At 36.4% G+C, this 18,065-nt stretch carries 13 protein-coding genes; 2 read left to right on the top strand and 11 right to left on the bottom strand.

Going from position 1 to position 18,065, the window contains the following annotated elements; translation table 11 throughout:
- Positions 1 to 39: 39 nt before the first annotated feature.
- From J3U59_RS08275 to gss, 4 genes are all read right to left on the bottom strand, one after another.
- Positions 40 to 2,718 carry a putative virulence factor gene (locus J3U59_RS08275; protein WP_267333890.1) on the bottom strand — a complete coding sequence of 893 codons (2,679 nt, stop codon included), beginning with the start codon at positions 2,716 to 2,718 and terminating at the stop codon, positions 40 to 42.
- Entirely contained in the window at positions 2,715 to 5,741 is a 3,027-nt protein-coding gene (locus tag J3U59_RS08280) for a virulence factor SrfB (protein ID WP_267333891.1), read from the bottom strand. The genes J3U59_RS08275 and J3U59_RS08280 overlap by 4 nt, the downstream gene beginning before the upstream one ends.
- Positions 5,742 to 5,749: 8 nt before the next feature.
- A complete protein-coding gene (locus tag J3U59_RS08285) occupies positions 5,750 to 7,291 on the bottom strand; it encodes an SrfA family protein (RefSeq protein ID WP_267333892.1) in 1,542 nt (513 codons plus the stop codon).
- A gap of 258 nt (positions 7,292 to 7,549) precedes the next feature.
- Positions 7,550 to 9,424, bottom strand: coding sequence for a bifunctional glutathionylspermidine amidase/synthase (gene gss / locus J3U59_RS08290; protein WP_267333893.1), 1,875 nt, complete (start codon positions 9,422 to 9,424; stop codon positions 7,550 to 7,552).
- Between the two features lie 195 nt (positions 9,425 to 9,619).
- On the opposite strand from gss, the gene ybeD reads away from it, so the two are divergent.
- Positions 9,620 to 9,889, top strand: coding sequence for a DUF493 family protein YbeD (gene ybeD, locus J3U59_RS08295; protein WP_065634508.1), 270 nt, complete (start codon positions 9,620 to 9,622; stop codon positions 9,887 to 9,889).
- 74 nt (positions 9,890 to 9,963) lie between these two features.
- Positions 9,964 to 11,241 (top strand): bifunctional O-acetylhomoserine aminocarboxypropyltransferase/cysteine synthase, encoded by a 1,278-nt coding sequence (locus J3U59_RS08300; RefSeq protein ID WP_267333894.1) that lies wholly within the window; start codon positions 9,964 to 9,966, stop codon positions 11,239 to 11,241.
- 53 nt (positions 11,242 to 11,294) lie between these two features.
- Here the strand turns inward: J3U59_RS08300 and adk are convergent, their stop codons facing one another.
- From adk to ispG, 7 genes are read right to left on the bottom strand one after another with little or no spacing between them, the layout of a single operon-like run.
- Positions 11,295 to 11,939, bottom strand: coding sequence for an adenylate kinase (adk, locus tag J3U59_RS08305; RefSeq protein ID WP_267333895.1), 645 nt, complete (start codon positions 11,937 to 11,939; stop codon positions 11,295 to 11,297).
- A gap of 39 nt (positions 11,940 to 11,978) precedes the next feature.
- Positions 11,979 to 12,227, bottom strand: coding sequence for a zinc-ribbon domain-containing protein (locus J3U59_RS08310; RefSeq protein ID WP_267333896.1), 249 nt, complete (start codon positions 12,225 to 12,227; stop codon positions 11,979 to 11,981).
- Between the two features lie 3 nt (positions 12,228 to 12,230).
- A complete protein-coding gene (gene der, locus J3U59_RS08315; RefSeq protein WP_267333897.1) occupies positions 12,231 to 13,697 on the bottom strand; it encodes a ribosome biogenesis GTPase Der in 1,467 nt (488 codons plus the stop codon).
- 15 nt (positions 13,698 to 13,712) lie between these two features.
- Entirely contained in the window at positions 13,713 to 14,885 is a 1,173-nt protein-coding gene (gene bamB / locus J3U59_RS08320) for an outer membrane protein assembly factor BamB (protein WP_267333898.1), read from the bottom strand.
- Between the two features lie 26 nt (positions 14,886 to 14,911).
- Positions 14,912 to 15,628: a YfgM family protein gene (locus J3U59_RS08325; RefSeq protein WP_267333899.1), complete on the bottom strand. Its 717-nt coding sequence runs from the start codon at positions 15,626 to 15,628 to the stop codon at positions 14,912 to 14,914.
- A gap of 18 nt (positions 15,629 to 15,646) precedes the next feature.
- Positions 15,647 to 16,924 carry a histidine--tRNA ligase gene (hisS, locus tag J3U59_RS08330; protein ID WP_267333900.1) on the bottom strand — a complete coding sequence of 426 codons (1,278 nt, stop codon included), beginning with the start codon at positions 16,922 to 16,924 and terminating at the stop codon, positions 15,647 to 15,649.
- Positions 16,925 to 16,948: 24 nt separating this feature from the next.
- The gene (gene ispG / locus J3U59_RS08335; protein WP_065634500.1) at positions 16,949 to 18,058 is read right to left on the bottom strand and encodes a flavodoxin-dependent (E)-4-hydroxy-3-methylbut-2-enyl-diphosphate synthase; all 1,110 of its coding nucleotides are present in this window, start codon (positions 18,056 to 18,058) and stop codon (positions 16,949 to 16,951) included.
- Positions 18,059 to 18,065 lie beyond the last annotated feature (7 nt).

Raw genomic sequence — 18,065 nt, forward strand, 5'->3', positions numbered from 1 at the left:
ATTATTTTTAGTTAATTTTTCAATCTTATTGTTATAACATTAATTTATATAAGCTTGCTTAAAACTAGCCAAAATCTCGCCCAGGCGACTATTTTGTTCTTGACTGATTTCACGCCCAGCATGATGTCCAATGTTTTCTTGAGCAAGCATCGCAAATGCAATAAACCAATCGAATATTGCATACTGAGAATAATTTTTAGTTTTCTCATCTAATATAGGCAATGGATGGGATTGCTGATGCGTAAATTCAGCTACCGGTGAAGAAAAAATAGGTTTACCTTGATTCACCCGGCTCATTGGTATATCAACAGCTTGTCCCTGAACAAAACCAAGCCAAGCAATAAAATCTGCTAATAAAGTATGAATGGTGCTCACTTGTCTTGACTCAAGATCATCACGTTTACTACCCGTATTTTCATTATTTAAAATGCGATCAGTTAAATTTGCCTCAAGCTTTAAACGATTTGCAGCTGTGATTAACTCTTCGACGATAAAAGATAACGATTTCTGATGTAAACCAAAGAACTGCAAAACATGTTTATCTAATACCATATTTCTTAAATAATCCAACCAAGCGGTAAAAACTGTTTTGGCTAATTTTGACTCGGTAGGTAACGAAGATGTAAGCGTCACTTCAGACGAAAAGGTTGCATCAGAAAATAACTCAAAATCAGTATTTAAGCCAAAATCAGTTGATAAATCATCACTATTTGCATGCACATTATGAGTATCTTGAGTTGTTTCAGTATCAATATTACTCGTATGATAAAGCGCACGGATAGTTTGATCTGGCAGTTCTAAAGTTTTGAGTAATTCGCCAAGTAATAATGCTTTCCCTTGTAGTTCTTTCACTACATCAGTAATAATCTGTTTTTTCTTACTTAGTTCTTCATCACTATCAGCATGATACCAAGTATCAAAACGCATATTTATAATATAATCAATTTTTTCATTAAGCTGTTCTAAAATACGCTGTTGCTTAACTTCAGTAATGGCAACTTGTTCTAAATATTGGCTAATGCGTTCAATCCCACCATCATTTAGCTGCAACATAGCATCCCACGCATTAGCCGGTTGATTAACATATTGCTCAATATCAGGATTTTCAATAAATGTTTTTCTCAATAGCAACATTTTTTGTTGATAACTTTCGTTATAAGATAATTCACGATTGGAAGTGGCATCAACGTTTAAAAACGGCACATCAAAACCGGGTTTTCGCACTAAAAAAACATTATTGAATTTATGACCATTTGACCAATTTGTTAACCAATCATAATTACCAAAGCGCTCTAAAATAGTTTGTTGTAGTAACCCACCTTTACCCCAGCTATTTTTGAGATTATCTTCTGAAAGTATTAATGAGCTACCAATACGTTTATCAAACATGGTAATCGCCCATAATAATCCTGCTTTTTTTGTTGCTCTTTTTTCAGCTGTCTCACCTTGGGTTTTATCAATCCAACGTTCAAGCACGGGGCCGACATCGTTAACATCAGACTGTTTGTCTGATGGCGTACAGACAACCAGTACGTTCATTTCTTGATTATCAGTATATTTTTCAAAAAGATAAGCCACTTTACCTCGCAATAAAAGCTGAGCAATCGGGTTACCTTCTTTAACATCAGAGACAGAAATCAAATTCAAACGGCCGCGATACCCAGGAAAATCAAGCAAATCAACTTTTTCAAAAGTAGTAACCCGTGTTGGATTGACTAAAGGAAAAATCAGCTCAGCAGTCAAAAATGCTAATTGAGCGATAGATATTGTAGTTGGCTCACCATTTAGTGGCGTAATAGTGACTTGAGTATCGCGATCGGTATTTAATCGTTCAAGAATATCGACATTCATAATGCTATCAATTTGCGATTTAACACCATCTTTATCTTTCACTAATACTGATAGTGGAGCATAAACAGTATCAACATGGTTTAAGCTGCTTAACGTTGTGGCGAGTTGGGTATAAGCCACAGTCAATTCGTTTATGCCACCCCATAACACCGAAAAAAGTTCACCTCGATCAAGTATTGAAAGATAGGGGAGTAATTGCATCGCCTTTTCCCAATAGCCGCCTTTCAATCCTTCTAAAGCATTGCCAAAATTTTCGGAAAGATAATCATAAAGATCAACAATATCGTCTTCGGTTATCCCACTAGTGCGCTCAGTTTGCTTCTTGCCTTCAAGCTGTAGAAGCAGCTGTTTCAATGAAGAGAATTCGATTTTATTCGTGATTTTTTGTTGATCAAAATCTTTAAAATAAGCATTAATTAGAATTTTTACAATTTCAATCTCTTGAAATAATCTTAATTCTAATGGGTAGTTGGCTATTCCCCCTTTGGCTATACGACTAAAACGGGTAACCAGTCCAGTTGCTTCTTTACCACTTCCAACAGGATTAACATGTTCAATAAAGTCTAACACTTGATTGTCAACAACTGTTTCAAGTTTACCGTTTTCACCGGCAGCTAATGCCGAGATAAGATAAGATTTACCCGCTTGCGATAATCCAAAAAAACCGACCGCCACAGATTTACTTGAGACATCACCCAATCTTTTGGCTGTATTACGTAAACGACGAAGATCAAGAATTAAGTTATCAGCCTCGCTATTCAATCGTTTGGATGAATCACGAGTCTGTTTCACCCATTCAATCGCTTGTGCTGACGCTTGATACACTTGATCCCAAGATTTAGGAAGTTGTTCATTTAAATTATTCATCGTTTTATCATTCCACTATCAAGCCAATATTGTGTACTTATTAATCCAGAATTAACCATTGTATTTAGGTTCAATTTGATATCCTGATTTTTATTACAAGCACGCCCATCAGAGGCTTTAACATCTTTAATATAAAAATTCTCAATGGTTTTTTGTCGACTTTTTATGCCTAATGTCACTTCTAATACCACACCTTCAGTACTCAAGCGTTTAGCCACTTCACTGTTTTCTATAGTTAAAATATAAATTGGTGACGCCGGCCAACGTTCGATTTCTAATTGCTTGAAACCGAGCCGTGTGGTGCCACGGATCTCAAAAGAGGTATCGGGAAAGTCATAATCAGGATCATCTAAATCAATATCTCGGTAATAAACATTTTCCTTTTTTATCATATTAAGATTATCTAAAAGACCAATATATTTAACTGTAGAATATAAATCGATATTTGATGATCTAAAATAAAAATTAGGTAAACGTAAATTTTTACTTAAAAAGCATAACATAGCTCCAACAGCCGCTGTTGTTTTAGGATCGTCAATACGTTCTTGTTTATGGAATGGATACCAACCGCCAGTATAATAACCATGTAATGGTAAGATTCTTCCGGCTGGAATTGACAAGCGCGATCGAAAATAACTTTGTACACCAGGTAAACGTGACGGGCGACCGGTTAACAATAATACATCACATTGATAACAACTAATGATTTCAGACAGCGCGTCAAACGTTTTACAAATATTGTAATAATCACCACGTATAAATAAATAATGAATTCGTTTAAGATTAATCTCAATATTTAAGTCCAATACTGAAAAAGTAGGATTATTCAGTGCTCGCCGAATCGGTTCATTAATAAAATTAAGCACATGATCAGTCATGACATTATGCTGTAATAGCTCCCTAAAAGTAGCATTATACACATGTTGCTCGGCATGCAGCGGATCATAAAGCTCATACCTTTTTAGTACTTGCAAACCTAATGGCGTAAATAACTGTAAAGTTAATTGTTGACGTAATACCGCATCTTGAATAGAAAGCTGCTGAGAACCAATAATTGCTGATAAAATTGGATTAGGATCAGTAAGCCCAGCTTGTTTTAAGCCATTAGTCAAAGCTGTGAGTACAGTGTCTTGAATAATATCAAGTAAAATATCATCGCCCGCCACTTTAAAGCCATCACGAAAACGTTGAATTGGAACAATATAAGCATTACTGCTATTGATTTGCTTGCTGGTACCGTAATCAAGCTCATAATCATTTATGACTAAATCAGTAGTACCACCACCAATATCTACTGTTGCAATTGTGAGCTTTTGTTTATTGGTTTTATCTGGACGTACCATTGATGCAATAAATTCTTCACTGCGTCCATTGTAATTATTTTGTGTTTCGTTAAATAAATATACAACTTGTCCACAAGTTGCTTCATCCCATTGAATATAAACTTCAGGGATGTTTGGCCAAATACTTTTTAATTGTTCTGGATTATTAAAATCAATATTATCATCAGAACTATCCCAACCAAGACTTTTCCATACAAGTCCAATAGCTTGGTATACACAACTTTTAAAAATGGCTTGTTCTGGTTTTGGCATTGCAGGTGGAATAGTCAAAATAATAGAACGTAGGTTACGCGGCGTTTTAGCGTGTTCGAGTTTATTACGTTGCGCAACGCTATTCATCTGCATTAATGCATGCATCAAAACTTCACAGAGCATGAATGTCATTAACGAACTTCGCGAATATTTTGGATGAAAAACCGGCATTTTGCGATCAAACTCTTCCTCAATATCATTGCTTAAAATATGTAGTGCTTCACCATATTCGTTAATTAAACTCGAAAATGGTTCAGCGGTGGCAAAGGGTTCATGATCACTTTTTACATAATGGGAATTAAAACGCCAACCTTGCTCATATTTATCTTGATCCCATAAATAGCGTTTAGGGCTAGAAAGGCCAGTAGCACCTTCATTGCCTTCTCGTTGACTAGCTAAACGGCTTGCCTCAGTCCCAACACGAACAATACTTGGCCAACGGAATGTGTCTCGTCTTCCACTTTGTAACGAAAAATGTTCCTTACCAAAAAAAGTTTGCGCAAATTCAACACGGCTTTCGAAAGGTTCATTATAGATATGCTCAGGCTGACCTAAATCACGAATCTCAAGCTCATAACGACGATTTAAGCTATCTTTATCTTGCACATGATCTTCAATCAATATTCCACAAGTGCGTGAATTACCCACATCAAGAATCATATCAACGGGTATTGATTTAATCACATCATCTTTAGCATTTGATACAATCTTAATAGTTGGTAATTGTAATGAATCAGCAAGTAAATTGATGATATTTAGATAGTGTCCATAATAAGCTTTATTATTAATTTCTGTATTAATATCATCTTTATGTATTTTTAAACGATCAGTTTGAGGCGCTAGCTCTTGAAACAAATCAATTAGCCAGCTTGTTACCCATTTAAGTTCTAAATACCATGAAACGTGATCTGAACGATGTGCCAAACTAAATACTGCTCCAGTTTTAACATCATTTTCGGTAGGCGCTAAATAGATCACATCTTGCATATTGGTGAAAATTTTAGTATCAAATGCAAAGGTGATGCGATGGGTATTACCATCAGGATCTTCACCCTCAGGGATACTGACAATTCGCACGCGGCTCCAATTATGCGGTCCTTTATCAAAACGTTCTGGAGGAATCGATCTTAAGACAGGAATTGGCAACCAAATCCCATCATATAATTTTAGTGATTGCTCAACACTTATTTCTTGTGTTGGTTTAACCGCAAAAGATAAATCATCTGGCGCAAAAAATTTACCACTCTCGGCATTCTCAATCAGTCTTATTAATGCCCCGCTTTCAGATGGGTCAATAAAATAACCATTTAATTTACTGCGCCATTGATTATCTTTCCAATCTATCTTAAGTGCAAAATCAAGAAACTGAATACCACTATTCATAATAAGTGTGACTTCTTGACCATAATTGCGTAATTCTGGAAGCATATACTACCTTATTGTTTTTTCATAGTAATTGGGAATGTTTTCCCGTTATCATAAACCCCTTGGCAATCAGCTTGATTGTTTTTACCAGGCGTACATTGAATTTTTGGTAATTGATATTTACTATTGTCACTACATATTGCTTCAGTATTGCTGGCAATATTTAAATTCGACTTGTTAATACCGCTCTCTACTTTACCTACACACTTAACACCATCACTACGTGTTACGGTAACTTGACCATTACCTTCATTAAAGTCATAACTCAATTGTAATGGTTTGCCTGTAGCTTTATCTTGAATACCGCCTCCAACAGACCATTGACCATCTAAAAATTTAGTTGATCCTTGTTTAAGTTGATCTTGAGATAAAGCTAAATTATTAGTTTGATCTGGGTTAGTTCCTGTGCCTGTTTGCTTACCATCATCTAAATCGGGAGGAATTGATCCTTTGCTATTTTCATCTTTTTTATCAGGTTCATTAGTCGGCGACTTATCATCGTTATTATTTTGATTATCAACTTTATCTTTTTCTGAATGATTAACCTGCTCATCTTTATTTAACGTGTCTGAGTTTTGGTTAAGACTATTATCATCTTTAACATCATTAGGTAATGTAGCGGAATCAACAGGATTAACGGTGTTAGCTACAACATCACCATTCACTCGGGTACCATTGGCATCAATAATATCATGACCGTTGGTTGTTACTCCGTTAACCACTTTAATGTTTCTATCGATTACTTTATCAGTAGGTTCAGGATCTTTTTTATCTTGTTCCAGCTTTTCATCGGTAACAGTAGAAGAAGAAACATGATTATCTCTACCTAAATCAGCATTAATCGATACTACAGGGGATTGCCAACAGCCTCGAAGCCAAAAAATCGCCAATAAAAGTAATAATAGAGGCAGTAATGCAAGTAACCAGAGCCACCAGCGTTTCCACCATGGTTTGTTAATAGTGGCCGGCTCAGTAAATGTATGAGTGGCTGATGGAGTTGGTTGTTTGAATGATTCTAAACAATAAAATGGTGAATTGACTTGCGCAGTTTGCGGATAAACAAATCCCCAAAAAGTAATAACAGGTTTACCGTTAACAATATAGACAAATTGATTACTTGGAAATCGAATTGCCATCAAATTGGGTTCTAGGTCATCACTCTTATTGTTGGGATCATAAATCAAGCGACTAAAAAGCAGTTGATCGCCTTCTAAATTAGGGTTGCTTGCTAACTGTTTACCAAAATTCAATACTTTGTGTTCAAACTCTTTGAGTAAAATCAAAGCTGATTCTTGCTCTGATTCGCTCGCTGATGTCCAAGGTACAATATCATATTGCCCATCAGGTTGATCTGATTCAAAAGGAATGTACCAATCAATAATATTACCTTGATCATTACGTTGTGGTATAGCTAAACAATCGGCATATTGTTTACCTAATTTAATTCTAAACATTTCACGGATTTGCGCCGCAACAAGATAAGCGGCTTTCCCATCATGCCCAAGCATTTTGAAATCTTTAATATCACCACTTCGAAGTAATGTATTTACCATATATTCCTTTTTATCCCATTATTTTAATTATATTTATGTAACTCAATCAATTTCAACAAAAACCTAATTATAAACATAACCACACTACATGATAGTGTAAGTTTTTCATCGAATTTTTTTAGTCGACTAGGGTTAGTCAATAACAATGAGAACTTATTAAAAATAAGTTAATCAAGTGATAGTCATTTACCTATCTAAAATATGTCTATTCTTGTTACATCTGGTATAACTATAACCTGAAAATTCTTTACAAAGAAATTATTTCATAAATTGCTCATCAGTTAATACACGTAGTGGTTGCATATCACTTTCACCTTTTATCACCAAAGTGGGATCTGAACGTAAACACGCGCCACCATAATGACCTCCAACAGTGAAAGTACAAACTTGTAAATATCGATCATCGACCTTAGGTAAACACCAAAGCTCTTGGTAAATATTTTCTTGCTTAGCAAATTGACCAACCGTTTTGCCTAGTGTTTGTTCTTGACTACTGACTAATTCAATATCACTACCGCGTCGACCGGCAATAGGTTTAATGGCATACCCTTTTTTGATAAGATCTGCATTAAGTTCAAACGTTGATTCTAATAAATAACGATGATTAGGAAACAATGACCATAGCACCGGTAAAATCGCTTTATTACTTGGTATTACTGTCCATAAAGGCTCAAAAACCGAGACTTCAGGTCTTAAAAGCACGTCAATTAATCGGACCGCATTTTCAGGATGCCAAGTACGAATCGGTAAGCCAGCAACTTGCGCCTCACTTTCTTGTCGCAGCTGCTCTAATACTGTTTCCCATGCCCATGTTTTCCATACACAAGTGACCTGCCTGTTTTCATCATCAACTAATTGCCCTTGCTTATCCCATTTTAAACCAGTTAAGCCACGTAATATTTTGCTTTTAAAACCAGCTAAAGTCAGAGCTTTTTGCATAAACAAAGCGTGATAATTTTCCTCACTATCATTGTCTTGCATGATGTGTACAAAAGCTTGAGCATCACTATGCTTCCAACAGTTAGCAAGCGAATTGAGTAACCCTGCACTTGGATTAGTACCAATATTGAGTTCAGCTTGTACCGCCCATTTTTCCAAAATTTGCCCGGCTTCTGTATGACAAGATGCAGAATCTGCATTGTATTCATAGACTTTTAAACCGCGCTCATCCATACAAAAATCTAAACGACCTGTTATCATTTGATAGCGGCGCTGTTGCCATGAAAGCCTTAATCTTGGCCAAAGTATTTCTGGAATATTAAAATTATTTAATAAATGATCGTCTTTTAGCACTTTATCCGTTGCATGCAAATACATCAAATGTAATTCATTCGTCGCACGGATTAATTCTTGTTCAGCACTTTCTGAAATAGTGAAGTAACGATAATGATCATCATGACTAATTGCATGGCCTGCGGCTAACACATAGGTGCTTTCTAAAGGATCTGACTCATCAAGCCATTTTTTTTCAAATTGTTCTTTATTCGTTATATGAGCACTATGAATTTGTAGTAAGGGTTTTGCTACTTCAGGTTGCGGTAAACTATGTTCAGTTTTATCTGTTTGAATCATCCAACCTAAAATTTTCGTATCATCAAAGGTATCGTGTAATAAATAACCTTCATTTGTTACTGTCATCTTAAGTTCACGCGTCCATTGTTGACCAATAGGTAAACGCGTATGTATCACATTTTGTTCAGCTATTCTAATTTTGTCATCAAATACTTCGGTAATAACTGCAACATGCCCCGTTCTATCAAATACGCCACCATCATCCCAGATTAATAATGAGCCTGCTTCGGGTATTTTTTTACTACCATTAGCAAAAGCTTGTAAAGGTAAAATAGCTTCATTAACCACTTGCCTTAAAAAGCGTAGTGAAAATATTTCGTGAGCCATACCAACATCAGTGAAAACAATCCCATAATTCAAAAACAAAAAACGCCTTGCAAATTCGACACATTGCCACTTATAGCCCATATATTCGTATCCTGAATAACTACGAAAGGATGCATCATCAGGGTATTGTTCGGGATCTAATGTTTCATAATCTGAAGAATAAATGGCAACGCCGCCCGGTGCATAACCTAATAATGTACCAAAGGGTTCTTTATTGTTGGACTGAGATAACATGCTGTATGGCCTTATGATTGATAGTTAAGATATGTTTTATAAGTCATAATAGAATTTCATTATCATAGATCAAATTAGAGCCTTTAAAAAGCGATGTTTATTTTTTGTTACTTGAAGAATCATAAAATGCCTATATATAGGAAAAAGTAGATTACACTAGTAATTAAAAATACCGATTAACTGAGAAATCAAATTATGCAACAGAAAACAAAATTAAATGAATTATTAGAATTTCCATGCTCTTTCACGTATAAAGTAATGGGAGAAGCAAAACCTGAATTAGTTGACAAAGTGGTGACAGTCATTCAAAAACATGCGCCGGGTGATTATACACCTTCAGTTAAACCAAGTAGCAAAGGTAATTATCATTCGGTTTCAATTACAATTAATGCAACGCACATTGATCAAATTGAGAATCTATATAAAGAGTTAGGTGATATTGATATCGTAAGAATGGTATTATAACACTTTACCTTTTCAGGATTTTTTGCGCAAAATAGAGCCTTGTTGTTATATTATTATAATTATGAGGCTCTAACATGAAACCAGAAACAATTGCTCTACACACAGGCTATAGTCCAGAACCAACCACCCATTCCGTTGCTGTCCCCATTTATCAAACAACATCATATGCTTTTGATGATACTCAACATGGCGCTGATCTTTTTGATTTAAAAGTCGCTGGCAATATTTACACACGTATTACTAACCCAACCAATGCTGTACTGGAAGCGCGCATAGCTGCTCTCGAAGGAGGAATAGGTGCATTGGCTGTCGCCTCAGGTATGGCCGCAATTACTTATGCAATTCAAGCTATTACATTTGCCGGTGAAAATATTGTTTCGGTTTCCAAATTATATGGCGGAACGTATAATTTATTTGCTCACACACTACCTAACTTCGGCATTACAACCAAGTTTGCACCGCATGATAACCTTCAAGCTATCGAACAACAAATTGATGATAAAACCAAAGCGTTATATTGTGAAAGTATTGGTAATCCAGCCGGAAATATTGTTGATTTATCGGCGCTTGCGGAGATCGCTCATCGGCATGGCATTCCTTTAATTGTCGATAACACTGTAGCAAGTCCAGCACTTTGTCGTCCTTTTGAGTTTGGTGCCGACATTGTAGTGCATTCATTAACTAAATATATTGGCGGCCACGGCAATAGTTTAGGTGGCATGATTGTCGATTCCGGTAAATTTCCATGGAAAAAATATCCGGAAAAATATCCAATGTTAAATCAACCCGATCCCTCTTATCATGGTGTTTCATATACTGAAACTTTTGGCGATGCTGCTTATATTGCGCGCTGTCGAGTTATTCCATTGCGTAATATGGGAGCGGCACTTTCACCATTTAATACTTTTTTATTACTGCAAGGGCTTGAAACATTATCTTTACGTATTGAACGTCACTGTCAAAACACCTTAAAAGTCGCTAGATATTTAGCATCTCATCCACAAGTAAGTTGGGTTAACTATGCCGGTCTTGATACTCACCCTGAGCATTACTTAGCGGTTAAACAGATGGATAAGGGGTTGCCGGCTGGAATTTTATCTTTTGGTATAAAAGGCGGCATACAAGCTGGGGCTAAGTTTATTGATGCTTTAAAGCTAATTCTGCGTTTAGTTAATATTGGTGATACACGTTCACTTGCTTGTCATCCAGCGTCAACAACTCATCGTCAACTTAATGATGAAGAATTACAAAAAGCCGGAGTAAGTCAAGAAATGGTGAGATTATCTATCGGAATAGAACATATCGATGATATTATTGCCGATTTAGAACAAGCGCTTAACGCTGCAAAATAATGTCAAAAAGAGCAAGATAAAATTAACTTCTTGCTCTTTTAGTTAACTCGTAATTATCCTAAAATTTTAGCTAACTCTTTAGTGACCTCTGCCACAGGTTGCGTTCCATCAATACGGAAATATTGCGTATGACCTTGTTTAGCTTCATGCTGATAATAACTCACTAAAGGTTTAGTTAATTGATGATATTCAACAAGACGTTTACGCACGATATCTTCGTGATCATCTTTACGAATAGTTAATGGTTCACCAGTAACATCGTCAATATTCTCAACTTTTGGTGGATTATGGCGAACATGATAAACCCGTCCTGACGGTGCATGAATACGTCTGCCACTCATACGGTCAATGATTACTGAATCAGGAACATCGAACTCAAGCACATAATCTATGTCAATATCTGCCGCTTTCATTGCATCAGCTTGCGGTACTGTGCGAGGAAAACCATCTAGTAAAAAACCATTAGCACAATCACTTTGCGCAATACGCTCTTTAACTAACGCAATCACCAGCTCATCAGTAACAAGCTTACCGGCATCCATTAGTTCTTTAGCCTGCAAACCAAGTGGACTACCCGATTTAACTGCTGCACGTAACATATCCCCTGTTGAAATTTGGGGAATACCATATTTTTGCATAATAAATTGTGCTTGAGTGCCTTTTCCAGCGCCTGGCGCACCTAATAAAATAATTCGCATAAAATAACCTCTTATGACTCTAATATAGATAAAGTCTTTTTACTCTGGTAAATAGTGAAATATCACCTTACTGCTAGCAATTAAACCATCAGTATGACAAATATAATTAATTGCACCACAACCTTTAATCATTTGAGCATTTTGCTGACAAATGGGACAAATGTATTGTTCAAGGTAGTGCTGCTTACAATGAGAACAGACATAGTGTTGAGGTGAAACAACTTGCATTTTACAATGGCATTTAGGACAAAAACCCTCTTTACCATCTATACTAACTTGCTCTGACATAAACTACTTTCGCCCCCTAACATGTTTCATCAATCGACGGCGTTTACGTTGTTGAGATGCGGTTAAACTATTTTTTCTGCCTTCAAATGGATTAGCACCTTCTTTAAATTGAATACGAATAGGTGATCCCATAATTTTCAATGAGCGTCTAAAATAATTCATCAAGTAGCGCTTATATGAATCAGGTAACTCTTCAACTTGATTACCATGAATCACAACGATCGGTGGATTATATCCTCCCGCATGAGCATATTTTAATTTAACTCTGCGCCCTTTAACTAAAGGTGGTTGATGATCATCTTGAGCCATCTGCATAATTTTAGTTAATAATGCAGTGTTAACTCGTCGTGTTGCACAATCATAGGCTTCTTGAATTGAATCAAACAAGTTGCCAACACCACTGCCATGGAGAGCAGAAATAAAATGAACACGTGCAAAATCGATAAAATCCAGTCTATCATCTAGCGTAGTTTTCACTTGTTCTTTAATATCTTGCGATAAGCCATCCCATTTATTCACCGCAATAACAAGTGAGCGCCCACTATTAATAATAAAGCCAAGGAGTGATAAATCCTGATCAGATATACCCTCTCTAGCATCAATGACTAAAATCACAACATTGGCATCTTCAATAGCTTGTAGTGTTTTAATAACAGAAAATTTTTCAACGGTTTCTGTCACCTTGCCACGCTTACGAACACCAGCAGTATCTATCACAACATATTCGCGCTCATCACGGGTCATAGGGATATAAATACTATCACGAGTGGTGCCGGGCATGTCATACACGACAACGCGGTCTTCACCTAGAATACGATTTGTTAGTGTTGACTTACCAACATTTGGACGACCAACAATAGCTACTTTAATTGGCTGATTAATCAATGATTCGGTTTCATCACTTAAATCATCGTATGATTCAGGTAAATCATCTAGTTCATTGTAAACACTAACTTCAGTTGCTTCTTCTGATTCAAATTGAAAAATTGGATCTAAGACAGTTTCGATTAATGAGGTTACGCCACGACCATGACTAGCCGCGATGGGGTGAATTTCACCTAATCCTAAGCCATAAAAGTCAGAAACAGCAGTATCGACATCAATACCATCAATTTTGTTAGCAACTAAAAAAGTCGCTTTTTGACGTGAGCGTAAATGCTTGGCAATAGCATGATCAGCAGGCATAACACCCGATCTAGCATCGACCAGAAAAAGCACAATATCGGCTTCTTCAATTGCTTGTAGGGATTGTTCAGCCATAAAGCTTTCAACCCCTTCTTCTGTGCCATCGATACCGCCGGTATCAATCACGATATATTCATGACCTTTGATCTCAGCTCGGCCATATTTACGATCACGAGTTAATCCTGGAAAATCAGCGACTAAGGCGTCTCGAGTCCGAGTTAAGCGATTAAATAAAGTCGACTTTCCAACATTCGGACGACCAACTAGTGCTACTACAGGTATCATGTTTATCTAATTACCTTAATTTTTTGTAAATGCGTAAATATCACCATTTTTTGCTTGGACAATTAATTTATTGTCCACAACTAATGGTCGGGAGATTAATCCACTACTACTTACTTGTGTTTTAGCAACAATTTCACCATTGTCTTTATTTAGCCAATACAAATAACCCTCAAAATCACCCACAACAATATAATTTTGATACACAACAGGATCGGTTAATTGACGATGTAAAAGACTGGATTGAGTCCAATCGACAGCCCCACCATTTTTAGTGATAGCTTGGATATTGTCATCTTGATCAACAACAAATAGTTGATGAGAATCAACTGCAAAACTGTGCGTTGAGCCAATTTGTTTTTTCCATACAACTTGACCATTACTTAAATCTAATGCAGCAACATTACCATTATACCCTACAGCATAAACAAGATTGCCTTCAACAACTGGTGTGGAATCAACATCGTTCAATTTTGCAATTTCAGTTGAACCTGTTGGCTGCGAAATACGCTGCTGCCAAATAAGTTGTCCATCTTTAATAAAGTAAGCATCAACACGTCCATTATCATCACCGACAATTGCAGCACCATGAGCTATAGTTGGTGTTGAATTCCCCCTTAAAGATAAAGCAGGAACATCAAAAGACACATCCCATAATTCATCGCCAGTGTTACGATTAAGTCCTTGTAGTACACCGTTAGCAGTATGTATGATTAATTTATCTTCTGAAGATACAGGGCGCGCTAAGACTTCACCTTTCACCGGTTTTTCCCAAACCACTTTACCACTATTGCGTTCTAAAGCATAAACAACTGCTCGTTCACTGCCTACATATACATAATTATCATCTGCACTTACGCCACCAGAAAATAAAGCTGTTTTACTGCTAAATAAGGTACTTTGTGATAAATTGATATCCCAAATCGTATTACCGCTTGATAAATCAAGGGCTTTTACCTGACCACTACGACTCGCTACATAAATAGCATTATCATAATTAATCGGCCCTAATAAAGAGTAAATTTGCGTATTACCTGATGTACTATTTCGCCAAATTTGTTGAATAGGAAATTGATTGTTGACTGTCGGTGATGGTGAAATTTGAACCACATCTTCTTCACCACCAAATAACGAGCATCCAGCAAGTGAGAACATTAAAACACCGGTAAAAAAACATTTTGATAACTTCATTTTAAAGACCCTTATAGCAGGATAAATTAATTTTTATTTTGTTCTGTTGTTGCTTGTTGTGTCTGAGCTTTCTGCTCAGTTTTAGCTTGTTCTTCTTGTTCAACTTGTTGTTTAGCTTTTAAATATTCAGCTTGATTTAACTTCATTTTGATATTTGTTTCTAACTCTTTAGTTGGTCCCGAAGTTAAAGCGAGATTATATGCATCAACTGCATCACTGTAACGCTCTAATTTGACTAATATATCACCACGCAGATCGTTAACAATTGGCGCCCAACTTTTTTCAGTGATATTCGTTAACGAATTTAAGCTATCTTGATATTGACCTTGCTGATTTTGTAAGCGAGCAATACGAACATAAATGAGCGATTTTATCGGTTCTGCATCAGTCTTTTTCAGCGAATCAGTTAGCAATGTTTGCGCGCCAGCATAATCTTTTAATACATCAACATAAAACTTAGCTGCACGTAAATTAGCAAACACACTATAAACAGTATCATTATCTTTAGCAAAGGCAACTAATTCATTGACAGAATCGGATTTTGTCTCATCTAACTTTTTAATTAATTGCTCATATCGATCTGATGATTCTATCGATTGATTCACTTTATAAGATTGCCAGTAACGCCATCCATAAAAGCCTAATAATCCAATTACGATAACTGCTACAATAATTTTCCATGTCTTAGCAAGAAATTCTTTTATCATCGAAAATTGTTCTTCACTCGTTAATTGATGACTCACTTTTTTCTCCTATTTTCCTTATTCTATTGCTAAACAAGTTTGAACAATGTTGGCCTTTGCAACTTCAATTTGTTCACCTGTTTTCAAATTTTTAATCGTAACTGTTTGGTTTGCAATTTCATTTTCGCCAATAATGACGGCTATTTTAGCACCTAATTTATCTGCTTTCGCAAATTGTTTCTTAAAATTACTTGATCCATAATTAGTCACAATTCGTTTGTTAGGTAATCCATCGCGTAATTGTTCTGCAATACATTGTGCCGCTGAAATCGTTTTTTCATCGCCTGATGAAATCATATAGATATCAATCGCGTTTTCTTGCGTAAATGATGGATTTACCGCCTGAACTAATAATACTAAACGTTCAAGCCCCATCGCAAATCCTACTGCTGGCGTAGGTTGCCCACCGAGTTGGCTAACCAGTCCATCATAACGACCGCCACCACAAACAGTCCCTTGCGCACCTAAACTACTTGTTACCCATTCAAAAACAGTACGATTATAGTAATCTAAGCCGCGAACTAATCTTTGATTAATATTGTATTTTATTCCTGCATTATCTAACAATCGACATAAGCCTTCAAAATGCTGCTTAGAATCGTCATCTAAATAATCAAATAATTTTGGCGCTTGGTTAAGCAACTCTTGTACTACTGGATTTTTTGAATCAAGGACTCTTAGTGGATTAGTATACATTCTACGTAAACAGTCTTCATCCAATTTATCTTTATGTTGCTCAAGAAAGTCAACTAAAGCTTTTCGATAATTCGCTCTTGCCTCAAGTGAACCGATTGAATTTAATTCTAAAGAAGTATGTTTTTCAATACCTAAGGCTTTCCAAAAGCGTGCAGTTAACAATATCAGTTCAGCGTCAATATTGGGACCTTCAAGTCCAAATACTTCAACACCAAATTGATGAAATTGACGATATCGTCCTTTTTGCGGTTTTTCATAGCGAAAAGCAGGACCTAAATACCAAAGGCGCTGTTCTTGGTTATAAAACAGCCCATGCTCAATACCTGCACGTACACAACCAGCCGTTATTTCTGGACGTAAGGTAATACTTTCATCATTACGATCGTTGAAAGTATACATCTCTTTTTCAACAATATCAGTTACTTCACCTACGGCTCTTTTGAAGAGTGCTGTATCTTCAACAATGGGGGTTCTTATTTCATTATAGCCATAGCTATTTAAAACACCTTTGACAATTTTTTCTATCTGTTGCCAACTTGCACTATCTGCTGGGAGTAAATCATTCATTCCCCGTATTGATTGGATTTTTTTCTCTGCCATTCGTTTATTCGCTATTAAATAAAATTATAATTCAGTTGCTACAATTCGGTTTTTCAAAATCGAGGCTTTGGCTCGAATTTTGGATTCTAATTCATCAATCATTTTTTCGTTATCAATTCGACCTATACGCACACCATCTTCATAAAAGCCACTTTTATTATGTCCACCAGCAACGCCCATTGTCGACGCAAGTGCCTCACCAGGGCCATTGACAACACATCCAATAATAGAGACATCCATTGGTGTAATAATATCTTCTAATCGTTGCTCTAATATATTTACAGTATTAATTACATCAAACTCTTGTCTTGAACAGGTAGGGCATGCAATAAAATTGATGCCTCTTGCGCGTATACGTAACGATTTTAAAATATCAAATCCGACTTTAACTTCTTCAGTCGGGTCTGCTGCTAACGATACACGAAGCGTATCACCAATACCTTCCGATAGAAGTAACCCCAATCCTATTGCCGATTTTACCGCACCACTACGCACGCCCCCCGCTTCAGTTATACCTAAATGTAAGGGTTGCTTAATTTGCTTCGCTAATAATCGATAAGCATCTACCGCAGTAAAAACGTCCGATGCTTTAACGCTTACTTTAAATTGTTCAAAACCAAGCCGGTCGAGTATATCCACATGCCGCATCGCCGATTCAACAATTGCTTGAGGTGTCGGTTCGCCATATTTTTCTTGAATATCTTTTTCTAAAGAACCCGAGTTAACACCAATTCTTATCGGAATGTTTTTATCTTTTGCACAATCAACAACCGAGCGAATTCGGGTTTCATTACCAATATTACCGGGATTAATTCTTAAACAATCCACACCATATTCAGCAACTTTTAAAGCAATACGATAGTCAAAATGAATATCAGCTATGAGTGGAACTTTAGCCTGTTGTTTAATATATTTAAACGCTTCAGCTGCATCCATAGTTGGAACTGATACTCGCACAATATCAACACCTACGCGTTCAAGTGCTTGTATTTGAGCAACTGTTTTGGCAACATCAGTTGTACGAGTATTGGTCATCGATTGAACTGCTATAGGCGCACCACCACCTATAGGTACGTTGCCAACATAAATCCTTGTAGATTCTCGTCTAATAATCGGTGAATCTTGATGACTCATAACCTGC

It is taken from the genome of Gilliamella sp. B3783, from assembly GCF_026536125.1.
GTDB lineage: Bacteria > Pseudomonadota > Gammaproteobacteria > Enterobacterales > Orbaceae > Gilliamella.

Coding starts and splice junctions, on each gene's coding strand:
- J3U59_RS08275 (WP_267333890.1), bottom strand. CDS start 2,718: ATGAATAATTTAAATGAACAACTTCCTAAATCTTGGGATCAAGTGTAT.
- J3U59_RS08280 (WP_267333891.1), bottom strand. CDS start 5,741: ATGCTTCCAGAATTACGCAATTATGGTCAAGAAGTCACACTTATTATG.
- J3U59_RS08285 (WP_267333892.1), bottom strand. CDS start 7,291: ATGGTAAATACATTACTTCGAAGTGGTGATATTAAAGATTTCAAAATG.
- gss (WP_267333893.1), bottom strand. CDS start 9,424: ATGTTATCTCAGTCCAACAATAAAGAACCCTTTGGTACATTATTAGGT.
- ybeD (WP_065634508.1), top strand. CDS start 9,620: ATGCAACAGAAAACAAAATTAAATGAATTATTAGAATTTCCATGCTCT.
- J3U59_RS08300 (WP_267333894.1), top strand. CDS start 9,964: ATGAAACCAGAAACAATTGCTCTACACACAGGCTATAGTCCAGAACCA.
- adk (WP_267333895.1), bottom strand. CDS start 11,939: ATGCGAATTATTTTATTAGGTGCGCCAGGCGCTGGAAAAGGCACTCAA.
- J3U59_RS08310 (WP_267333896.1), bottom strand. CDS start 12,227: ATGTCAGAGCAAGTTAGTATAGATGGTAAAGAGGGTTTTTGTCCTAAA.
- der (WP_267333897.1), bottom strand. CDS start 13,697: ATGATACCTGTAGTAGCACTAGTTGGTCGTCCGAATGTTGGAAAGTCG.
- bamB (WP_267333898.1), bottom strand. CDS start 14,885: ATGAAGTTATCAAAATGTTTTTTTACCGGTGTTTTAATGTTCTCACTT.
- hisS (WP_267333900.1), bottom strand. CDS start 16,924: ATGGCAGAGAAAAAAATCCAATCAATACGGGGAATGAATGATTTACTC.
- ispG (WP_065634500.1), bottom strand. CDS start 18,058: ATGAGTCATCAAGATTCACCGATTATTAGACGAGAATCTACAAGGATT.